Annotated in this window: 16 protein-coding genes and 1 tRNA gene; 4 read left to right on the forward strand and 13 right to left on the reverse strand. The window is 36.3% G+C overall.

What is annotated here, in order from left to right; genetic code table 11:
• Positions 1-33 precede the first annotated feature (33 nt).
• The 5 genes from gyrA to dnaN form a co-directional block, all read right to left on the reverse strand.
• Positions 34-2,466 carry a DNA gyrase subunit A gene (gyrA, locus tag NZ923_00870; protein ID MCS7228570.1) on the reverse strand — a complete coding sequence of 811 codons (2,433 nt, stop codon included), beginning with the start codon at positions 2,464-2,466 and terminating at the stop codon, positions 34-36.
• A 78-nt stretch (positions 2,467-2,544) separates the two neighbouring features.
• Positions 2,545-4,611: a DNA topoisomerase (ATP-hydrolyzing) subunit B gene (gene gyrB / locus NZ923_00875; protein MCS7228571.1), complete on the reverse strand. Its 2,067-nt coding sequence runs from the start codon at positions 4,609-4,611 to the stop codon at positions 2,545-2,547.
• A 10-nt stretch (positions 4,612-4,621) separates the two neighbouring features.
• Positions 4,622-4,942 (reverse strand): DUF721 domain-containing protein, encoded by a 321-nt coding sequence (locus NZ923_00880; protein MCS7228572.1) that lies wholly within the window; start codon positions 4,940-4,942, stop codon positions 4,622-4,624.
• The gene (locus tag NZ923_00885) at positions 4,935-6,065 is read right to left on the reverse strand and encodes a DNA replication/repair protein RecF (protein ID MCS7228573.1); all 1,131 of its coding nucleotides are present in this window, start codon (positions 6,063-6,065) and stop codon (positions 4,935-4,937) included. The genes NZ923_00880 and NZ923_00885 overlap by 8 nt, the downstream gene beginning before the upstream one ends.
• Before the next feature lie 3 nt (positions 6,066-6,068).
• Positions 6,069-7,214 carry a DNA polymerase III subunit beta gene (dnaN, locus tag NZ923_00890; GenBank protein ID MCS7228574.1) on the reverse strand — a complete coding sequence of 382 codons (1,146 nt, stop codon included), beginning with the start codon at positions 7,212-7,214 and terminating at the stop codon, positions 6,069-6,071.
• A 311-nt stretch (positions 7,215-7,525) separates the two neighbouring features.
• On the opposite strand from dnaN, the gene NZ923_00895 reads away from it, so the two are divergent.
• Entirely contained in the window at positions 7,526-8,359 is an 834-nt protein-coding gene (locus tag NZ923_00895; GenBank protein ID MCS7228575.1) for a transglycosylase SLT domain-containing protein, read from the forward strand.
• A gap of 539 nt (positions 8,360-8,898) precedes the next feature.
• Here the strand turns inward: NZ923_00895 and NZ923_00900 are convergent.
• The 8 genes from NZ923_00900 to NZ923_00935 form a co-directional block, all read right to left on the reverse strand.
• Positions 8,899-9,315 (reverse strand): archease, encoded by a 417-nt coding sequence (locus NZ923_00900; GenBank protein MCS7228576.1) that lies wholly within the window; start codon positions 9,313-9,315, stop codon positions 8,899-8,901.
• Between the two features lie 18 nt (positions 9,316-9,333).
• Entirely contained in the window at positions 9,334-10,812 is a 1,479-nt protein-coding gene (locus NZ923_00905; protein ID MCS7228577.1) for a DUF92 domain-containing protein, read from the reverse strand.
• A 27-nt stretch (positions 10,813-10,839) separates the two neighbouring features.
• Positions 10,840-11,595 (reverse strand): energy transducer TonB, encoded by a 756-nt coding sequence (locus NZ923_00910; GenBank protein MCS7228578.1) that lies wholly within the window; start codon positions 11,593-11,595, stop codon positions 10,840-10,842.
• Positions 11,592-11,990 carry a biopolymer transporter ExbD gene (locus tag NZ923_00915; GenBank protein MCS7228579.1) on the reverse strand — a complete coding sequence of 133 codons (399 nt, stop codon included), beginning with the start codon at positions 11,988-11,990 and terminating at the stop codon, positions 11,592-11,594. The genes NZ923_00910 and NZ923_00915 overlap by 4 nt, the downstream gene beginning before the upstream one ends.
• On the reverse strand, positions 11,987-12,628 hold the full coding sequence (locus NZ923_00920; GenBank protein ID MCS7228580.1) for a MotA/TolQ/ExbB proton channel family protein: 642 nt from the start codon (positions 12,626-12,628) through the stop codon (positions 11,987-11,989). Before NZ923_00920 ends, NZ923_00915 begins: the two co-directional genes overlap by 4 nt.
• Before the next feature lie 17 nt (positions 12,629-12,645).
• Complete coding sequence (locus tag NZ923_00925; GenBank protein ID MCS7228581.1) at positions 12,646-13,842, reverse strand: hypothetical protein; 1,197 nt, start codon at positions 13,840-13,842, stop codon at positions 12,646-12,648.
• Between the two features lie 13 nt (positions 13,843-13,855).
• On the reverse strand, positions 13,856-14,398 hold the full coding sequence (gene bcp, locus NZ923_00930) for a thioredoxin-dependent thiol peroxidase (GenBank protein ID MCS7228582.1): 543 nt from the start codon (positions 14,396-14,398) through the stop codon (positions 13,856-13,858).
• A gap of 48 nt (positions 14,399-14,446) precedes the next feature.
• Positions 14,447-14,536: transfer RNA gene (locus NZ923_00935), tRNA-Ser, on the reverse strand.
• Positions 14,537-14,780: 244 nt separating this feature from the next.
• Between NZ923_00935 and NZ923_00940 the strand changes: the two genes are divergently transcribed.
• From NZ923_00940 to NZ923_00950, 3 genes are read left to right on the forward strand one after another with little or no spacing between them, the layout of a single operon-like run.
• Complete coding sequence (locus NZ923_00940) at positions 14,781-15,164, forward strand: response regulator (GenBank protein MCS7228583.1); 384 nt, start codon at positions 14,781-14,783, stop codon at positions 15,162-15,164.
• Between the two features lie 2 nt (positions 15,165-15,166).
• Complete coding sequence (locus tag NZ923_00945) at positions 15,167-15,688, forward strand: hypothetical protein (protein ID MCS7228584.1); 522 nt, start codon at positions 15,167-15,169, stop codon at positions 15,686-15,688.
• Positions 15,675-17,546 (forward strand): methyl-accepting chemotaxis protein, encoded by a 1,872-nt coding sequence (locus NZ923_00950; protein MCS7228585.1) that lies wholly within the window; start codon positions 15,675-15,677, stop codon positions 17,544-17,546. The genes NZ923_00945 and NZ923_00950 overlap by 14 nt, the downstream gene beginning before the upstream one ends.
• The last annotated feature ends 27 nt before the right edge of the window (positions 17,547-17,573 follow it).

Consider the following 17,573-nt stretch of genomic DNA (forward strand, 5'->3'; position numbering starts at 1 on the left):
GCAAGATAAAGTTAATTTACGGAGATTTAAAAATCAATCTTCTTCCTCGGTGATAACGCTTGCAACTGATGCGATTGAGTCACCGTGGTTTAATTTTATAAGTTTAACTCCTTGAGCCTGCCTGCCCATAACTCTTATGTCTTTGACATGATGCCTTATCAGATAACCCTTTGCTGTCACAATCATTATATCATCGTTGTCAAGGACTTCTTTTATTGCGATCATGTCTCCTGTTTTTTCATTAACCTTAACTGTGATGATTCCTTTCCCGCCTCTATGAGTAACCCTATAATCATTTAGATCACTTCGTTTTCCAAATCCATTTTCAGTGACGACGAGGATCGTCGTCCCTTGTCTTTTAACTGCTATCATTCCAATGACTTCGTCATCTTTTTCAAGTTTGATTCCTCTAACCCCTGTCGCTTGCCTTCCCATCGGTCTTATGTCTTTTTCATTAAATCTAATAGCCATTCCCTTTCTCGTCCCAATTATTAAATCTTGAGTTCCATCTGTTAAGCGAGCGTCAACGAGGCGATCGCCGCGATTTAAATTTATAGCAATTATTCCAGTTTTTCTTGGATTTGAAAATTCCGTGAGTGAAACTTTTTTAACAAATCCCATCTTTGTGACCATCGTGACGAACAAGTTTTCGTTGAATTCTTTAACAGCGACGAAAGCAGTTATCTTTTCATCTGGTTCTTTGTTGATAAGGTGTGAAATTGATCTACCTTTTGAAGCCCTGCTACCTTCGGGAATCTCGTGAACTTTTAACCAATAAGCTTTACCCTTATCAGTGAAGAAAATAATATAGTGATGCGTTGATGCAACAAACATATGTTCAACAAAGTCATCCTCGCGAGTTGCGGTCGCTGTAATTCCTTTACCTCCGCGATTTTGTCTTCTGTATCCACTTACCGGATAACGCTTTATGAATCCATTGTGTGTTATCGTTATGACAACATCTTCTTCTGCTATTAGATCTTCAACACTGAAATCCTCTTCATCTTCAACGATTTGTGTTCTTCTTTCATCGCCATATTTTTCCCTGAGCTTGAGCAGTTCTTCCTTTATTAATTCTTTCTGCAGTTCCTTGCTTCTCAAGATGCTCTTCAATTTCTCAATTAACTTTATCGTCTCTTTATATTCCGCTTCAATCTTGCTTCTTTCAAGTCCTGTTAATCTTTGCAATCTCATATCAAGAATTGCTTTTGCCTGGACTTCTGTAAGTTTAAATCTCTTCATCAAACCTATCTTTGCTGCTTCAGGATCTTTTGATTTTTTTATCAGATCAACAATTTCATCAATGTTGTCAAGTGCGATTTTATATCCCTCAAGTATATGAGCTCTTTTCTCAGCATCTTCAAGTTCAAATTTAGTTCTTCTTACAATCACATCAAGTCGGAAGTTGATAAACTCCATCATCATCTCTTTCAAGTTCAAGATCTTAGGCACGCCGTTCACGAGCGCAAGCATTATGACTCCAAAAGTTGACTGAAGATTTGTATGTTTATAAAGGTTATTTAAAACAACCTCTGGTTGAGCATCACGTTTAAGTTCAATTACTATCCTCATTCCATCTTTATCTGATTCATCTCGTATGTCGGATATATCTTCAATCTTCTTGTTCTGAACGAGTTCCGCAATTTTCTCAATTAGTGAGGATTTGTTGACTTGATATGGAATTTCTGTTATTACAATTCTTGAGCGACCTTTATAATTTTCTATGTTTGCCTTTGCCCGAACGATTATCCTTCCTCTACCTGTTGTGTAGGCTTCTTTGATTCCAGAAAGCCCGACGATTATTCCACCTGTTGGGAAGTCAGGACCTTTTACATATTTTATCAACTTTTCAACGGGCAAATCTGGATTTTTTAAAAGTGCAATTAATCCATCAACAATTTCATTTAAGTTGTGCGGTGGGATATTTGTTGCCATTCCTACAGCGATGCCACTTGAACCGTTGACGAGCAAATTCGGAAGGATCGTTGGCAAAACTTCCGGTTCTTTTAGCGTTTCATCAAAGTTGGGACGAAAATTGACAGTGTTCTTTTCAATGTCTTGAAGCATCTCTTCAGCAATCGCAGATAACCTTGCTTCGGTGTAACGCATCGCAGCAGGCGAATCACCATCAATTGAGCCGAAGTTACCTTGCCCATCAACAAGTGGATATCTCATTGTGAAGTCCTGAGCAAGACGAACGAGAGTATCGTAAACCGCAGCATCACCATGAGGATGATATTTACCAAGCGTTTCTCCAACTATCCTTGCGCATTTTTTGTAAGGTCTATTATGTAAAAGTCCAAGTTCATACATAGTGTAAAGAACTCTTCTTTGCACAGGTTTTAAACCATCGCGAACATCAGGCAAAGCTCTTGAGACAATTACAGACATCGCATAGTCAAGGTAAGAATACTTTATTTCCTCTTCAATCTCCACAGGTTGAATTTTCTCTTGAACTGTTGCCATTTACTTTCTTTTCAAAATTTGTTTTTGTTGCATTAGCAAAATTTTTCAAAAACAAAGTTAAATTTTCTCTCAAGCATTTCAAATATCAAGATTTCTTACAAATTTTGCGTTCTTTTCAATAAACTCTTTTCTCGGCTCAACATCGCTTCCCATAAGTATGGAGAAAATCCTATCAGCCTCAGCTGCGTTTTCAATTGTAACCTGAAGCAATGTTCTTTTATCTGGATTCATTGTTGTTTCCCACAATTGCTCTGGATTCATTTCACCAAGACCTTTAAAGCGCGTGATCGTTATCTCGCCAGGTTCTTTTTCTTGTTTCAATCGTTCTATTATTTCATCTCTTTCTTCATCGCTGTATGCGTAAAATTCAAGCTTACCTTTTTTGATTTTATAAAGCGGTGGTTGAGCTATATAAACCCTTCCAGCTTCAATTAATTCACGCATATATCTGTAAAAGAAAGTCAGAAGAAGAGTTCTTATATGACTTCCGTCCACATCAGCATCGCACATCAAAATTATTTTTCCATATCTTACTTTATCTGGGTCAAAATCATCTTCTCCGATCCCCGTGCCAAGTGCTTGAACTATCGCTCTTATCTCTTGATTTTCAAGGATTTTGTGAAGTCGTGCTTTCTCAACATTTAAAATTTTACCTTTTATCGGTAAAATTGCTTGAAATTGTCTATCTCTTGCTTGCTTTGCGCTTCCTCCTGCGGAATCACCCTCAACGATAAAGATTTCCGTAAGCTCCGGATCATTTATTGAACAATCCGCAAGTTTTCCAGGGAGCCCTCCAGAATCAAGTGCGTTTTTTCTTCTGACGAGTTCCCTTGCTTTGCGAGCAGCTTCCCTTGCTTCAGCTGCGCGAATGCATTTATCAAGAATTTTTTTCGCAGTTGATGGATTTCTTTCAAGATAATCTGCTAATCCATCTGCAACTATTGATTCAACAATGCTTTTAACTTCGCTATTTCCAAGTTTCGTCTTTGTTTGTCCTTCAAACTGTGGTTCTGGTACCTTAACGCTTATTATGGCAGTAAGACCTTCCCTGAAATCATCACCAGTGAGTTCAATTTTTGATTTTAAAAGGTTGTTTTTCTGAGCGTAAGCGTTAAGTGTTCTCGTTAAAGCGGATTTAAAACCACTAACATGCGTTCCACCTTCAATCGTATTTATGTCGTTAACATATGAAAGAATAGTGTCAGTGTATTCCTCCGTGTATTGAATGCCGACATCAACATATACTCCCTCTTTTTCACCTGTTATGTAGATAACATCTGAGTGTAGCGGTTTCTTCGTTGAATTAACATATTTCACAAATTCAACAATTCCACCAGTGTAATGATAAACTTCCTTTTGCCCCGTTCTTTTATCTTCAAGCGTTATCGTTACATCCGGATTTAAAAATGCAAGTTCCCTCATTCTTTCGGAAAGTCGTTCAAAGTCAAATTTTATGTTCTTAAAGATCAATTTATCAGGAAGGAAAGTAACTTTTGTGCCTCTTTTATCTGTAGTGCCAATTACCTCAACTGGTGTCACTGGAACGCCACGCTCATATTTTTGTCTATAAATTTTCCCATCCCTATAAACTTCGGCGATTAACCATTCCGAAAGAGCGTTCACAACTGAAACACCGACGCCGTGCAATCCACCTGAAACTTTATAAACTCTTTTATCAAATTTCCCACCAGCATGTAAAACAGTCATTACTACTTCAAGAGCAGATTTTTTCTCTTCTGGATGAATATCAACTGGGATTCCACGCCCATCGTCAAGAACGCTTACTGAGCCATCTTTGTTTATTGTAACCTCAATGTTTTTACAATATCCAGCAAGTGCTTCATCAATACTATTGTCAACAACTTCATAAACGAGGTGATGTAATCCTCTAACTCCAACATCACCGATATACATCGCTGGTCTTTTCCTTACTGCTTCAAGACCTTTTAAAACATGAATTGCCTCTGCTGTATATTCGCTACCGTCGCCATTTGAAGGTTGAGTCTTTGGAATTTCTATTTCTTTCTTGCTTAGTTCTTTTTTCATTTCCTTTTCAGTCTTATCCTTTTTTCTTTCAACTTTAGCTTCCGTTGATTTTGAATTTTTTGTTTTCTTTGATTTTTTCACTGCCTTAGTTTTCGTCATTTTCAAAACATCATTTTGTTTTTAAGAAATCGTTCCCAGAGTCAATAAATACGATCTCACGAACTGCATTAAATTTAAGTGAATCGTTTAGCTTGTTGATTATCTCGCGCCTTAACATAAAAAGATGATGTTTCCAAACTGGATTTATAACCTTGACATACAGAACGCCATTTTCAATCTTTTCTGGCTTTGAGACATTTGCGATATACGGACCAACAACCTCATTCCATTTTTCAATAGCCATCCCTTCCTTAACGGGACGCTCAACGCCCATGTTTTTTAAGAATTCATCCAACGCTTTTCCAAATAAAACTGGTCCTCTTTTACGCATCAAACACTCTTCCTGAATTGACGATAAATTTTTTTACTTTGAATCTCTTTTCAACTTCAACAGGCATATTCAAATCTGTTGCGGTTATGAAAACCTGTCCTATATTTCCAACAATTGAAAGCAGTTTCTGTGTTCTCTCAACATCAAGTTCAGCGAAGACATCATCAAGCAAGAGGATCGGCGTTTCGGATTTCTTTTCCTTCAAATAAAAAAATTTCGCTATCGTTAGTGCAACGAGAAATGTTTTCATTTGTCCCTGTGATGCATAGCGCCTAAGTTCACGCCCGTTAATTTTAAAAACATATTCATCTCTGTGTGGTCCGATTAATGTAATCCCTCGTTTTATTTCCTCGGCTCTCAACTTGATTATTTCTGCCTTAAATTTTTCCTTGATAGTTTCAAAATTATCTTGTGTGTTTAGTTGAACCTGAGTAGCGTATTCAATTTCTGGATTTTCAACTTCACCAAAATTTGAATAAGCGTTTTTGAAAAATCCAATAAAATCGTTTATAAATCGCATCCTTTTGAAGGTTAATTTTGCTGAATAATTCAGAAATTCTTCATCCCATACATTTAGAAGTTCAATCCCTTGCTCAAATTTTATCTCGTTTTTTGCTATAGCACTTAAAATCTTATTTCTTTGCTTAAGAACTTTTCGGTAGTCAATGATTTCATCAGCATAAGTGGAGCTTAATTGAGCAATCAAGAGATTAAAAAACTTTCTTCTATCCTCAGGGGAACCATAGATAACTTCTTTAGTTCGGGGGGCGAGAATGACAATTGGAAGTTTATTCACAACTATTGAAAATTTATCTACGGTTTCTTTATTCAAGTAAACCTTTTTGCCAATTCCACTTTCAAAGTTTACCTTAACGATCACTTCATGTCCATTGTCAAGCTCAAACTTTCCAAAAACTTCAAAGAACCTGGCGTTGAAGTTCAAAACATAAGAATCCGAATTTGAGTTAAAGCTTTTCGTTAAACAAAGATAAGAAATTGCCTCAAGTATGCTTGTCTTTCCTTGGGCATTGCCACCGATGAACAGATTCAAATTGTCAGAGAACTCAATTTGAGTATGAATGTGATTTCTAAAGTTTCTTATCTCTATTGATTTTAAAATCATCTTTCAAGCGTTTAATCTCATTGGCATTACAAGCATTAGAATTTCTCTGTCTTCCATCGTTTCATATGGTTGAACAATTGCAGCTCTTGTTGGGCTTCCAAATTTAAATATAACCTTGTCGGAATCAAGATGTCCGAGAATATCGGTTATAAACTTTGCATTGAAACCGATTTCCATCGGATCCCCATTGTATGTGCAATTCAACACCTCTTTAGCCGAGCCACCAAAATCAATATCTTCAGCTGAAACCTCTACATAACCTTTGGGATCAAGTGTGAACTTTATTTGATTTGTAGTTGTGTTTGCGAAAATGGAAACTCGCTTCACAGTTGAAAGAAACAAATCTCGCTCTACGATAAGCTCTTTATTGTTTTCATACGGGATGACGCTTTCATAGTTAGGATACTTTTCATCAATCAATCTTGAGATAATAGTTATATTTTCGGTTGAAAATTGAATATGTTTTTCATTTATGGAAATTTCACATATGTCTTCGTCTTCAATTGATTTTGCTATAATTTGAAGCGTTTTTGCAGGGACTATGACTCCCGAGGAATCGGATTTACCTTTTAAATTTGCCACTCCTTTGCGTGACATTTTAACAAGACGATATCCATCCGTCGCAACCGCAATAAATTCATTTTCTCTAAACTGAAACAAAACTCCCATCGTAGCAGGGCGAAGTTCTTCCTTTGAGGTCGCAAAGACAGTGTTTTCAATTATTTCTTTTAAAACTTCCCCAGAGATCGTAACTCCAAACCCCGCTGTGCTATCAATTGACTCTGGAATTGCTGGGAATGAATCTGATGGTTCAGCGCTCATCTTGTATTCCCCGCCCTTATTCGTCGTGATAAGAATTCTATCTGAATCAAGGGATTCAAATTTTAAAAGTAAACCTTCAGGTAGTGCTTTAATTACACTTGTTAACTTATCTTCTGGAATTGCTATTGCTCCATCTTCCTCTCCATCTACAGGGTTAATTGCCATTCGCACTGAGATTTCAAGATCGGTTGCGGTTAAATAAAGCGTATTACCCTTTAATTCAAACAATATGTCCTGAAGTATTGGCAAGGTTGTCTTTGAGGGAACGACGGCACCTACCCTTGATAGTGCTTCCTTTAACCTATCACTTGAGATTAAAAAGCGCATTTTCCACCTCCAATTTTCGTAATTTTCAATTTCAACTGAACTAATTTACCAAAATATACGATAAAATTCAAGTGAAGGCGAACCTGTAGATGAATTTTTTACAGCAGAAATCAATTGAAAATCAATAAAATTTTGCCTAAAGTTGTTTAGCATTAAAACTATTCCATCGCTGGGTTGGCTACATCACAGATTTTAAGCGATTTATTTTGCATTTTATAATCGCAAGGGTTAAATTAATATGCCCCGCTTATAAGTCCCAAAGTTTTTAACCCTTGCTTGTTTTTAATTTTAAAAACAAAGTTGGATTTTTTATGTTGAAATTTTTTATTTCAAATAAAGGACGGAAACGGACTAACAGAACACGGCGATTCAATAGGAAAGCTCTTGCCGAGGCAGGGCATAAAGTTATTGTTTTTCTTTTTAGTATAACATTTGCGATAAGTTGTAGTGGTATACATCCTCATTTTAAGTCCTCCGTTCAAGCCTCAAACCAAGGTGTCCAGATGCAGGTAAGTGAGCCTTCGTCTGAGGAACAAAGTTCCGACCCGTCGTTAAGTTCCAACAATTCTATAATACCAGAAAATTTAAACGAATACCTTCCTTTGATAAAAAAGTATTCAAAAGTATACGGTTTTGATTGGAAATTAATCATTGCCGTGATTCAACAGGAGTCAAACTTTAGACATGATGCAGTGAGCCCCAAAGGTGCTTATGGACTTCTTCAAATAATGCCTGAAACAGGCGAAGAACTTGTTTTAAATGTTTCTCATATTTATGACTATAAAACTCCCGAACAAAATATAGTTGCCGGAATACATTACCTTTGGACCCAGTTTAATAGATTTCATTCAAAAGGATTGGACTCAACCGAATGCTTAAAGCTTGCCCTCGCCGCTTATAATGCAGGACCTGGCCGTGTTCTTGATGCTCAACAACTTGCAATTTATTTTGGGGAAGATCCTAATAAGTGGGAAACAATAAAAAATATGCTACCGCTTCTTTCAAGTGAATACTATACCCTTCACAAATACATCTGGGCAAGTGGGCGACCAAGGAGTGGATATTTCAACAACTATCAAGAAACAGTAAACTATGTTGATAAAATAATGGAAAAATACACCAAGTATAAAAAACTGCTAAAATAAATCCCGGGCCAGGATCAATTTAACTAAGGGCGAGTAAAGTTAATTTTACTCGCCCTTGATTTTAAAACAATGTATTTAAACTAAAACAGAACCGTTTCAAAAAATATCTACCACTGCAATACTCTAAAATCATTTCCCGTATCAGGTTCTGCTAAAGTGCGAATCTTTAAAAAATCATTTACTTTAAACACCCCTCTTATAACTCCAGCGGTCTTTCTTTTTATGTCCAGGATTTCTCTGGGGCTCTTTATACTTCTCTACAAAATATATCGCTAAAATTTTTGAGCGTCATTGATGGTTTTCAGGTAAAGGTTCAGAAAAGAGGCGTCAATTAAACTGATGCTCATATGTCTTAAGAAGATAGGGACGGAAAATCTCTCATCGTTGCTAAATCTTCGTTCGGTTGTTTTGTTCCTTTTATATTGCCACCTATATTGAGGGAAGGAATAGGTAGAAAAGAAAAGTATTAGCAGGATTATAGTTTAAATTTCTCGTGGCAACCCACCACTTAATTTCTTAAACTTTTAGTTGATCATACTTTAAATATCAAGCACGAATTCGGCACGCCAAATTCCATTTTCATGCCTTACGCTAAATCTGTATAGTGTCACAGCTTTGACATCAATTCTAAGATTGTGTTTCTCGCGATTGATCGTTTCACCCCGAAGCTTTGCGTAGATATTTGAATCTTTAATCTTTACATCAAACTTTGAAAAGAGCAATGAATAGGCATCTTTGAAATAAATTATCTCCCCCAAAAAGTCAAACAAAAGCATCTCAATTGAATCCGAATTCAAAGAAACTTCTTTTTCAATTAACGGCTCAACTGTTTGCGTGTCAACCATGACTTCACTTACCGCAAGTCCTGAATCTTCAAAAAGTTTTTCTACTGTATTAGCCCATACTTCAACTGCGACATCAGCGATAGCTATATCTTCGTTGAATCTGAATGGCATTAGGGATGAGATTTTTGTTTAGATTATCATCAACACAAGTCCGGTCAGGGATCCAGAGGTTGTGCACACAAAATTAACGAAATCGTTATTGATCCATTTTTTACCACGAATTAAATCAGTAACCCCATCACAATGAAAATTTTTTTCCGTCGTCTTTGAGCAAACATTACACTTATACTGTGCTTGAATCGTTGCCCCAAGAAAACTATCAACGAAACTTCCCACCAACCCGGAGAGAACAACGATCAAAAATTTAAGCAAACCCCATTCAATCCAAAAAGAAGCACTTAAAAATATCAAGATAGAACCAACCACTCCACCAATTGTCCCTTTAAGCGAAACTCCACCAGATGTGCCCGGTTCAACAGGTTTTAAAGTTGTAATTAAGCGTGGTTTTGAAAAAAGCAGTGTCCCTATCTCAGTTGCCCATGTGTCAAATGTTGCTGCGGAGATAGAAGCAAGATATGCGTAATAAAAAATTTCATTTGGATAAAAATGGTAAATTATTGCGATAATCCCAGCAACACCGCCGTTTGCGAAAACTTGGAAAATATCACGCGTGCTTGTCTTTTCAAAAATTAGATCAAACTTCTTTTTTCTCTCTTTTCCAATTTTTGAGATCAAACTTGATAAAATAAAAAATGTAAGAATTGGCACAGTCCATTTCCATCCGCCAACACCGAAAATTATTACGGCAAGCAAGAAAGTTGCAACAGAACCATTTAAACTTAAAAATTTCAATTTATACGAGATAAACGAAATTAAAAACGCCAAAGCAAAAGCAAGCGTAAATTGATCTAATTTTTCTGCGATCACGAGCGTATGAAGCATAAAAGCTGAAGCAAACGGAATGAAAAGATTATCAAACCCATACGACCCAAGCCCTTCAACTACGCTGACAAATAGAGCTGTTAAAATTGAAATTAAAATTATCTTCTCAACCGAAAGATTTAGAAATTCACCCCACCACAATTTTAAGTTGTTAGTTAAAGTTAAAAAAATTAACACAATCAAAAGCGAAGTAACAAACATTGCAAATGAACCTTGAACCGATTTCCTATCGCCCGTGAGATTGTAAAATTTTGGATTTTTCACACTTTCTCCAACGATAGCAGCAAAGGCATCTCCAAGTGCAAGAATTAACATTGAAATTGAAATTATCGCAGGATGATTTTTCCAAAAAGCAAGAACAAGAAGCAAAAAAGCGAGAGGATAGTAAACTGTTCCATAGGTCTGCCTTTCAACAGAATCCATACCTTTGAAAACCTTCAACTTCAAACTTAAAAAATTAACAACAATGAAAAACAGGGCGATCGCAATAACTGGGATTGAACTTTGAAAAATTAAAGGAGTTGGGAAAACTACAAGCCCAACTGATATATGCACAACTTTTCTTGTAACCTCTGGATCAAATTTGAGAATTTTTCTCAAAATCTCTGAAACACCGATGACACCAAAAATTACAAAAACAAGTAAAATTGCATTTATCCACTCCAATTTACCCCTCCATTTTTGTGGGAAGTTTCATTCAACCCTGAAATTAAATGTTATGATGCCACTTTGTTTGACTTTTTCGTCTATTGAATTAAACTTCCAAGTTTGAAGTGCTTCAAATGCGGAGCGTTCAAATTCTGGATTTGCTTTTTCAAGCGGAAAGATCCTCTCAATAGTTCCATCTGGAAGAACGACAACTTTAAATCTTACTATAGCTGATTCTTTTACTCCTTGTGGAAATCTCGGTAATTCACCACCAACCTTGACTCGGTTGATTTTTCCTTCCCATTCAATTTGATATGAAAGTTTTTGAGAAAGCCCCGTTCCGAAATCTCTTTTTATTTCACCAATCCCTGTTTTTCCCGTTTTAGAAACGCCGATCTCTGGTTTTATCTCTTTGCCCAAGCTTGCATCAGTTCCAATTTTGCCAACCCCAAAGCCGATCCCCTCAATTTCACCTTTTCTTTCTATAACATCAATCTTTTCTGCGAATTTATGCGGTAAAATTTCTTCTTCAGTTAAAACAAATCTTGTTGGTAAGTTTATTTTTGGAAGATTTATAGTTCTCATAGCCATTGCCGATCTGCCCAAACCTTGAGCTCCTCCGCCCCGATTCACTGGTTGAATTTGTTCTTCAACCGGCGGAACGAAAACCACCTCTGTAAATTTAACTGTTTCTTCAACATTAACAGTGATTTTGTAAATCAACATCAAGATGAAAATAACAAAACAAACTATCGCTGTGTAAATCGTTGCCTTTATTTGAGTTTCTCTTTCCATATTCATTTTACTTGTGTTGCAACGACAAATCTTGTTAAGCCGGATGATTTCGCAATATCCATTACATCAATTACTTCCTGAATTGGGACATTCTTATCGGCACGAAGGACGACGAGTTTATCTGTTTTTTCACCCGCAATCTCTTTTAGCTTTAAAGATAGATTTTCCTTTAAAACTTTTTCAGCAAAAACATAGATCTCATTTCCCGCTGTCAATGTGATTATTATGTGTCTATCGCTAATTTGCTCGCGCGTTTCAGAAACAGGCAATTGAATTCTTATTCCAGATTGAGTTATGAAAGAAGATGTTAAAAGAAAAAAGATCAACAACTGCAAAATTATATCCGTAAGAGATGCAAAAGTGAAAATTGTAAGTGGCTTATTTCTCGTTTCAAATTTCATTTCTCCGACTTAACCTGATTTTTGAATTCTTCTGAACTCAGGATGTCTATAAATTCAGTTGTTGCAATTTCAATTTCATGGACAAGGCGATTAATTTTCGTGACAAAGTAATTATAAAATCCATAAGCTGGGATGCCAACTATCAAGCCGTAAGCTGTGGTAAGTAGCGCTTCCCATATTCCACCAGCAAGATCAGAAGGAGAGACGATACCGCCAAGCGCTTGGATTGTCATAAAGGCATTTATCATTCCTGCAACTGTCCCAAGGAATCCAAGCAAAGGCGCAACCCCAGCTATTGTCGCAAGTATGCTTAATCTTTTCTCAAGGTTAAAAACCTCCGTTCTTCCAGCCATCTCTATCGCTTCCCGAACTTTCGCATCCCCAAAGCCGTACTTTAACAGACCCTGTTTAAATATCCTTGAAATTGGAGTGTTATGAGTGTTGCAGTAATCTATTATCTCTGGTATGTTTCCAGATTTGATGAGTCCTTTGATACTTATTATGAACTCTTTTACATTTGCCTTTGCTTTTTTGATTGTTAGAAACTTTTCAATGATGACATAGATCATAAGAATGAGCGTGATTGAGATTAGGTGCATTACTAATCCACCTTTAATGTAAAGGTCAAGTATTCTCATCCCTCACACCTTTTTGTTTAAAATCTTCCTTCGTTATTTAAAGTTTTTTCAATTTCTGTGTCAGAGATAATTTTAATTTCTTCGTCTGTCTTTTCAAAATTTTTCAAGTGAACAATTTCATATCTTTCAATCTCGTCAAAAATCTCATTTTTCGGAGAGTTCACTCTGTCAAGCTTGACACAGTGCAATCTTCCGATTTCATTACAAAGATAACAATGTTTTTTCCCTTTTTCAACGATGAGTTGACTTACGACTCTGAAATAATCTTTGAAGTTCCTTTCTCCAGCGACAAAATCAATTAAATTTATATCACGCTTGCTTGCAACTATATACGAAAATTTAAGCGACTTTCTATAGTTTCCTGAGACAAGGTCAATTTGTTGTATGAATTCTGGGCGTTTCCATTCTATTTCGGTATGACACCAATCTTTTTCTGTTTCAAGGGCAGGGCAATTTGAATTTCTTAAACAAGGCGAGTATATATAGAAACCTTGTTTTATCATTCTATTCCTAAAGTCAAGAAGGTCACGGGATGTTATCATAAGAGCTGGTTCAATTAAAATCACAAAGCCGTCATCTTTTATTCCAGCGTTGATGAGGCGCAGTAGTTTGCTTCTCTTTTCATATGCCACTTCGTTTAAAGTGTTGGCGACCGTTATTAAGTCAAATCTTTTTTCAAACATCTCAAAGGCGTGCTCAATATCAAAAATTGCTGGCTCAATTTGTATTTTTATTGTTTGATGGTAATGAGTTTTAAGTTCGTTTATAAAGACATCAAAAATTTCTTGAAACTTTCGGATGTTTTGTTCAACTTTATCAAGCGCAACGAACTTAACTTCGGCATTTTTAAAATATCTGATGTTTTCATGCATCCAGATTATTATCCCCATTACAACGGTGCCGAGCCCTGTGCCTATATCAAGTATCTCTAATTTCTTCTTGCCTTTGAAAAATCCAGAGTGGGAAATTTCGTTAAGTGGGACATGGACTTTCAGTAGATTTGTGGTTGTAAAGTAAACGAGATAACCTTTTTGGACTTCTGGATTGCTTAGATAGTCGTAAAAGACGAATTCCTTGCGAAGGTTTTTTCTGGTGAAATACTCTGACATTGCAGAGACGATCTCACCAATCCCCTTCAGCTGGCGAGGGGAATTTAGATTAACATTTGAAACTTTTGCGAGAAAATTTTCATAAAATTTTGGTATTTCAAGCACGGCTCATTGAGATTTACACTGTGACTTTTTGCGATAATTCATCAAGTTTCTTTAGAACTTCTTCGGTGTGTCCATCAACCTTAACTTTTCTAAATATATGTGCAATTTTCCCCTGTTCATCAATTATGAAAGTTGTCCTTTCAATACCCATAAACTTTTTGCCGTAAAGGCTTTTCTCTTTCCAGACACCATATTTTTCAAGAACTTTGTGTTTTTCGTCGCTCAAAAGCGGAAAATTAAGGTTATATTTTTCTTTGAATTTTTTATGTGAGTCCACGCTATCGGCGCTAACGCCTATAACAACAGCTCCTCTTTCAAGTATCAGATTTATATTGTCTCTGAATGAACAAGCTTCTTTTGTGCATCCTGGTGTATCATCTTTCGGATAAAAATACAGAACAACTTTTTTACCGCGAAAATCTTTTAATGAGATTTTTTCTCCTGTATCAGAGGGAAGTGTAAAATCTGGAGCTTTTTGCCCAATTTTTAGTTCGTTTGTTTTTGTAGTAGATCTATTTTTAGTTTTTGTTGTCTTAGTTTTTTTAGATTTTGCCATGTTGCCCTCCAATTTGTTGTTTATTTAACTTGGATATAAAAAATTTTGCGGAGAGGGAGGGATTCGAACCCTCGGTACCGCTTTTGGCGGTACAACCGCTTAGCAGGCGGCTCCCTTCGGCCTCTCGGGCACCTCTCCGGTTTTTGCTAATATACTAAATAAATTTTTTGAAATCAAACCTACAAAAATCCTACAAAAAATTTCTCGCCTTCTGACTTGAAAAATTTGATGTCTATTTTTATTCAAAACCTCGCTCAAATGTTTAATATTAGCCATTCAATAAAATTCCGCTTTGTGAAATTTCAAGTGATAGTTTAGATCTTGAACATGGCATAGATTTTGATTATAAGTTTGATGCGAAAGAATAGAGAATTTAGGATAAATGCAAAAAGTTATTTTATTGGTTGACGATGATGAACTTGTGAGGATAACCCTGAAAGAATTCTTGACATTGCTGGGATTGGTGGTGCTTGAGGCCAGCAATGGATCGGAAGGGATTGAAAAGGCAATCAATAATGAATTTCATATTCTAATTGCCGATTACAGAATGCCAGATATGACAGGAATTGAAATGATTAGAGAAATTTATAAGTTCAAAAGTGATTTCAAGGTAATTGTTCTCACAGGTTTTACGAACGAGATTGGAGATGATGTTATCAAGGAGCTAAATATTTTGGCAGTTTTGCAAAAACCAGCTGAGCTCGGTGCGCTTGAAAGGTTAGTAACTCAACTTTTATCAAATCCAAAAAATAAAAAGGGGAGGTAAAAGTGAAGTGGGCAATTCCTATCCTGGTATTTGTGTATTCACTTGCTTTTTCCCAGAAAGCAACTCCGCTTCAATATCTCTATACGATGAAACTATTTAAACCAGATATTCAAAAAGTTGGTTTAATATGCCAGTTAAATAAACATCAAGGGCTCGTTGAAAGACTCCAGCGCTCTGCTTATTCAGTAGGAGTCAAGATTGTTATAGCAGATGTGAAGGAGCTAAAGGATGTATCTCAGCAGTTTGGAGATTTGATAAAAAATGGTGTGGATTTCATTTGGATACTTGACGATGACGATCTATCAGCTCATCCTGTTGCGAGAGAATTTATACTTAAGAATGCACTTTTAAATAAAGTCCCCGTTGTGGTTCCAAATCCAGAATTTGTCAAAGAAGGTGGACTTTTTTCACTTGAAGTTATAGGGGAAGAAGTAAAAATTCACTTCAATAACAGAGTTGCAAACGCTCTTAAGATAATTGTTCCAGAAAACTATAAGGAGAGGGTGCAATATGTGGTTAATTGAAAAATTAAGTAATCTAAAGTGGCGATATAAAACATTCATCGGAATTGAAATAATACTTGTTGGTACAGCTCTTGTTGTTTCGTTAATCTATACGATGATACTTGGAAGGGCACTTGAGAAGCAATTTTTGAAAAGAGATGAAACGATCGTGAAAAATTTTTCAAACTCAGCAATTTATGGAATTTTGCTTCAAGATGTCAATCAGTTAAATCAATTGATTGATAGCTTCTATCAAGATGATTTTATAAAATATATCGCTGTGTATGATGTCAATGGGAAACTGCTTGCCGAGAAAAATCTTGACTTTTTAAACAGTGGGGAAAAAGGATTAAGAAACTTTAAAGAGGATATAAACTATTCCGAGCTTTCAACGGAGTCGGAAACTATCCTTGATGCCCAAGCAAAAGTTAGGCGTGGTAGTGATTTGGTTGGATATGTTAGATTTGGATTCTCAAAAGACGAAATTGCAGAGACATTATCAAAAGCTCACATGGTAAATTTAGGGTTCGTTTTATTTGCTGTTTTGTTAGGTTTGGTCTTTGGGTATTTTGTGGTTGCTATGTTTGTAAATCCGATTGATAAAATTCGCAGGGCAGCTGAGATTGTAGCACAAGGAAATGTTAATATTGAGGTTGATGATAAATGTATAAAAAGGAATGATGAGATCGGTATTTTAGCCAGATCTTTTAACAAAATGGTTGAAAACATTAGAAATTCTATTGATCAGTTAGCGATGGAACGCGAGATAGCTGAAAGAGCCCGAGCGGAAGCGGAAGAAGCAAGAAGAAAAACACAGGAACAACAGAGATATCTTGAGGTGCAACTTCAGAAAGTTCTTGATGTGGTTAGTGCTGTCTCAAATGGTGATTTAACAAAAGAAGCGAAAGCAGAAAGAGACGACGAGGTTGGAAATCTTATTAAAGGGATAAATAAGATGATTTTTGAGTTGCGATCTTTAATAAGGGAAATAATTGATTCAACAAGCACAGTTGCAAATTCAATATCTCAGATAAGTAGTTCAACTGAGGAAATGTCAATCGCGGTTCAGGATCAGGCGAAACAGATTGCGGAAATCGTTTCAGCAGTTGAACAGATGTCAAGAACAATAGTTGAAAATGCTCATCAGGCTGAAAAAGTGGCGGAGCTTGCTCGTGAAAGCAGTTCGTTTGCAGCTGATGGAAGCAAAGCTGTTATGGAAACAATTGAACAAATGCATCGTCTTGCTGAAGTTGTGAGAAATTCTGCTCAAAGTGTTCAAATACTTGGAAAGAGTAGTAATCAGATAGGGGAAATAATTGATGTAATTGAAGATATAGCGGATCAGACAAATCTTCTTGCTCTTAATGCGGCAATTGAGGCAGCTCGTGCGGGTGAACAAGGACGCGGTTTTGCTGTTGTCGCTGATGAGGTCAGAAAACTAGCTGAAAGGACAATGAAAGCTACAAAAGAGATAAGCGGAATGATTAAGCAAATACAGAATGATACTAATGAAGTCGTGAAAATTATGGAATCAGGTTTAAAGGTTGCTGAGACAGGGATACATCTTGCAGATAACGCAAACCTTGCTCTCAAGCAAATAGTTCAAAAGGCAAGTGATGTTGCGAATTTAATTGGAGAGATCTCACGAGCGAATACAGAACAATCAAAGGTGAGCGAAGATATAAGTAAAAATGTTGAATCAATAAGCTCAATTGCTGAACAGACATCCGCAGGTATTCATCAAATTGCAAAAGCGGTTGAAGATCTAAGCAAACTTACGGAAAGTTTAAAGCAGATGGTTATGCGTTTTAATATCGGTGTGGAAGTAGAAAGAGAAAGTTATAGGAGTTACGCTCAGCTTAAAGGTAATGGTATTTGAAAGCAAGCTTGATTAAAGAATTTAACT

This window comes from Candidatus Kryptonium sp., from assembly GCA_025060635.1.
In the GTDB taxonomy this organism is placed as follows: domain Bacteria; phylum Bacteroidota; class Ignavibacteria; order Kryptoniales; family Kryptoniaceae; genus Kryptonium.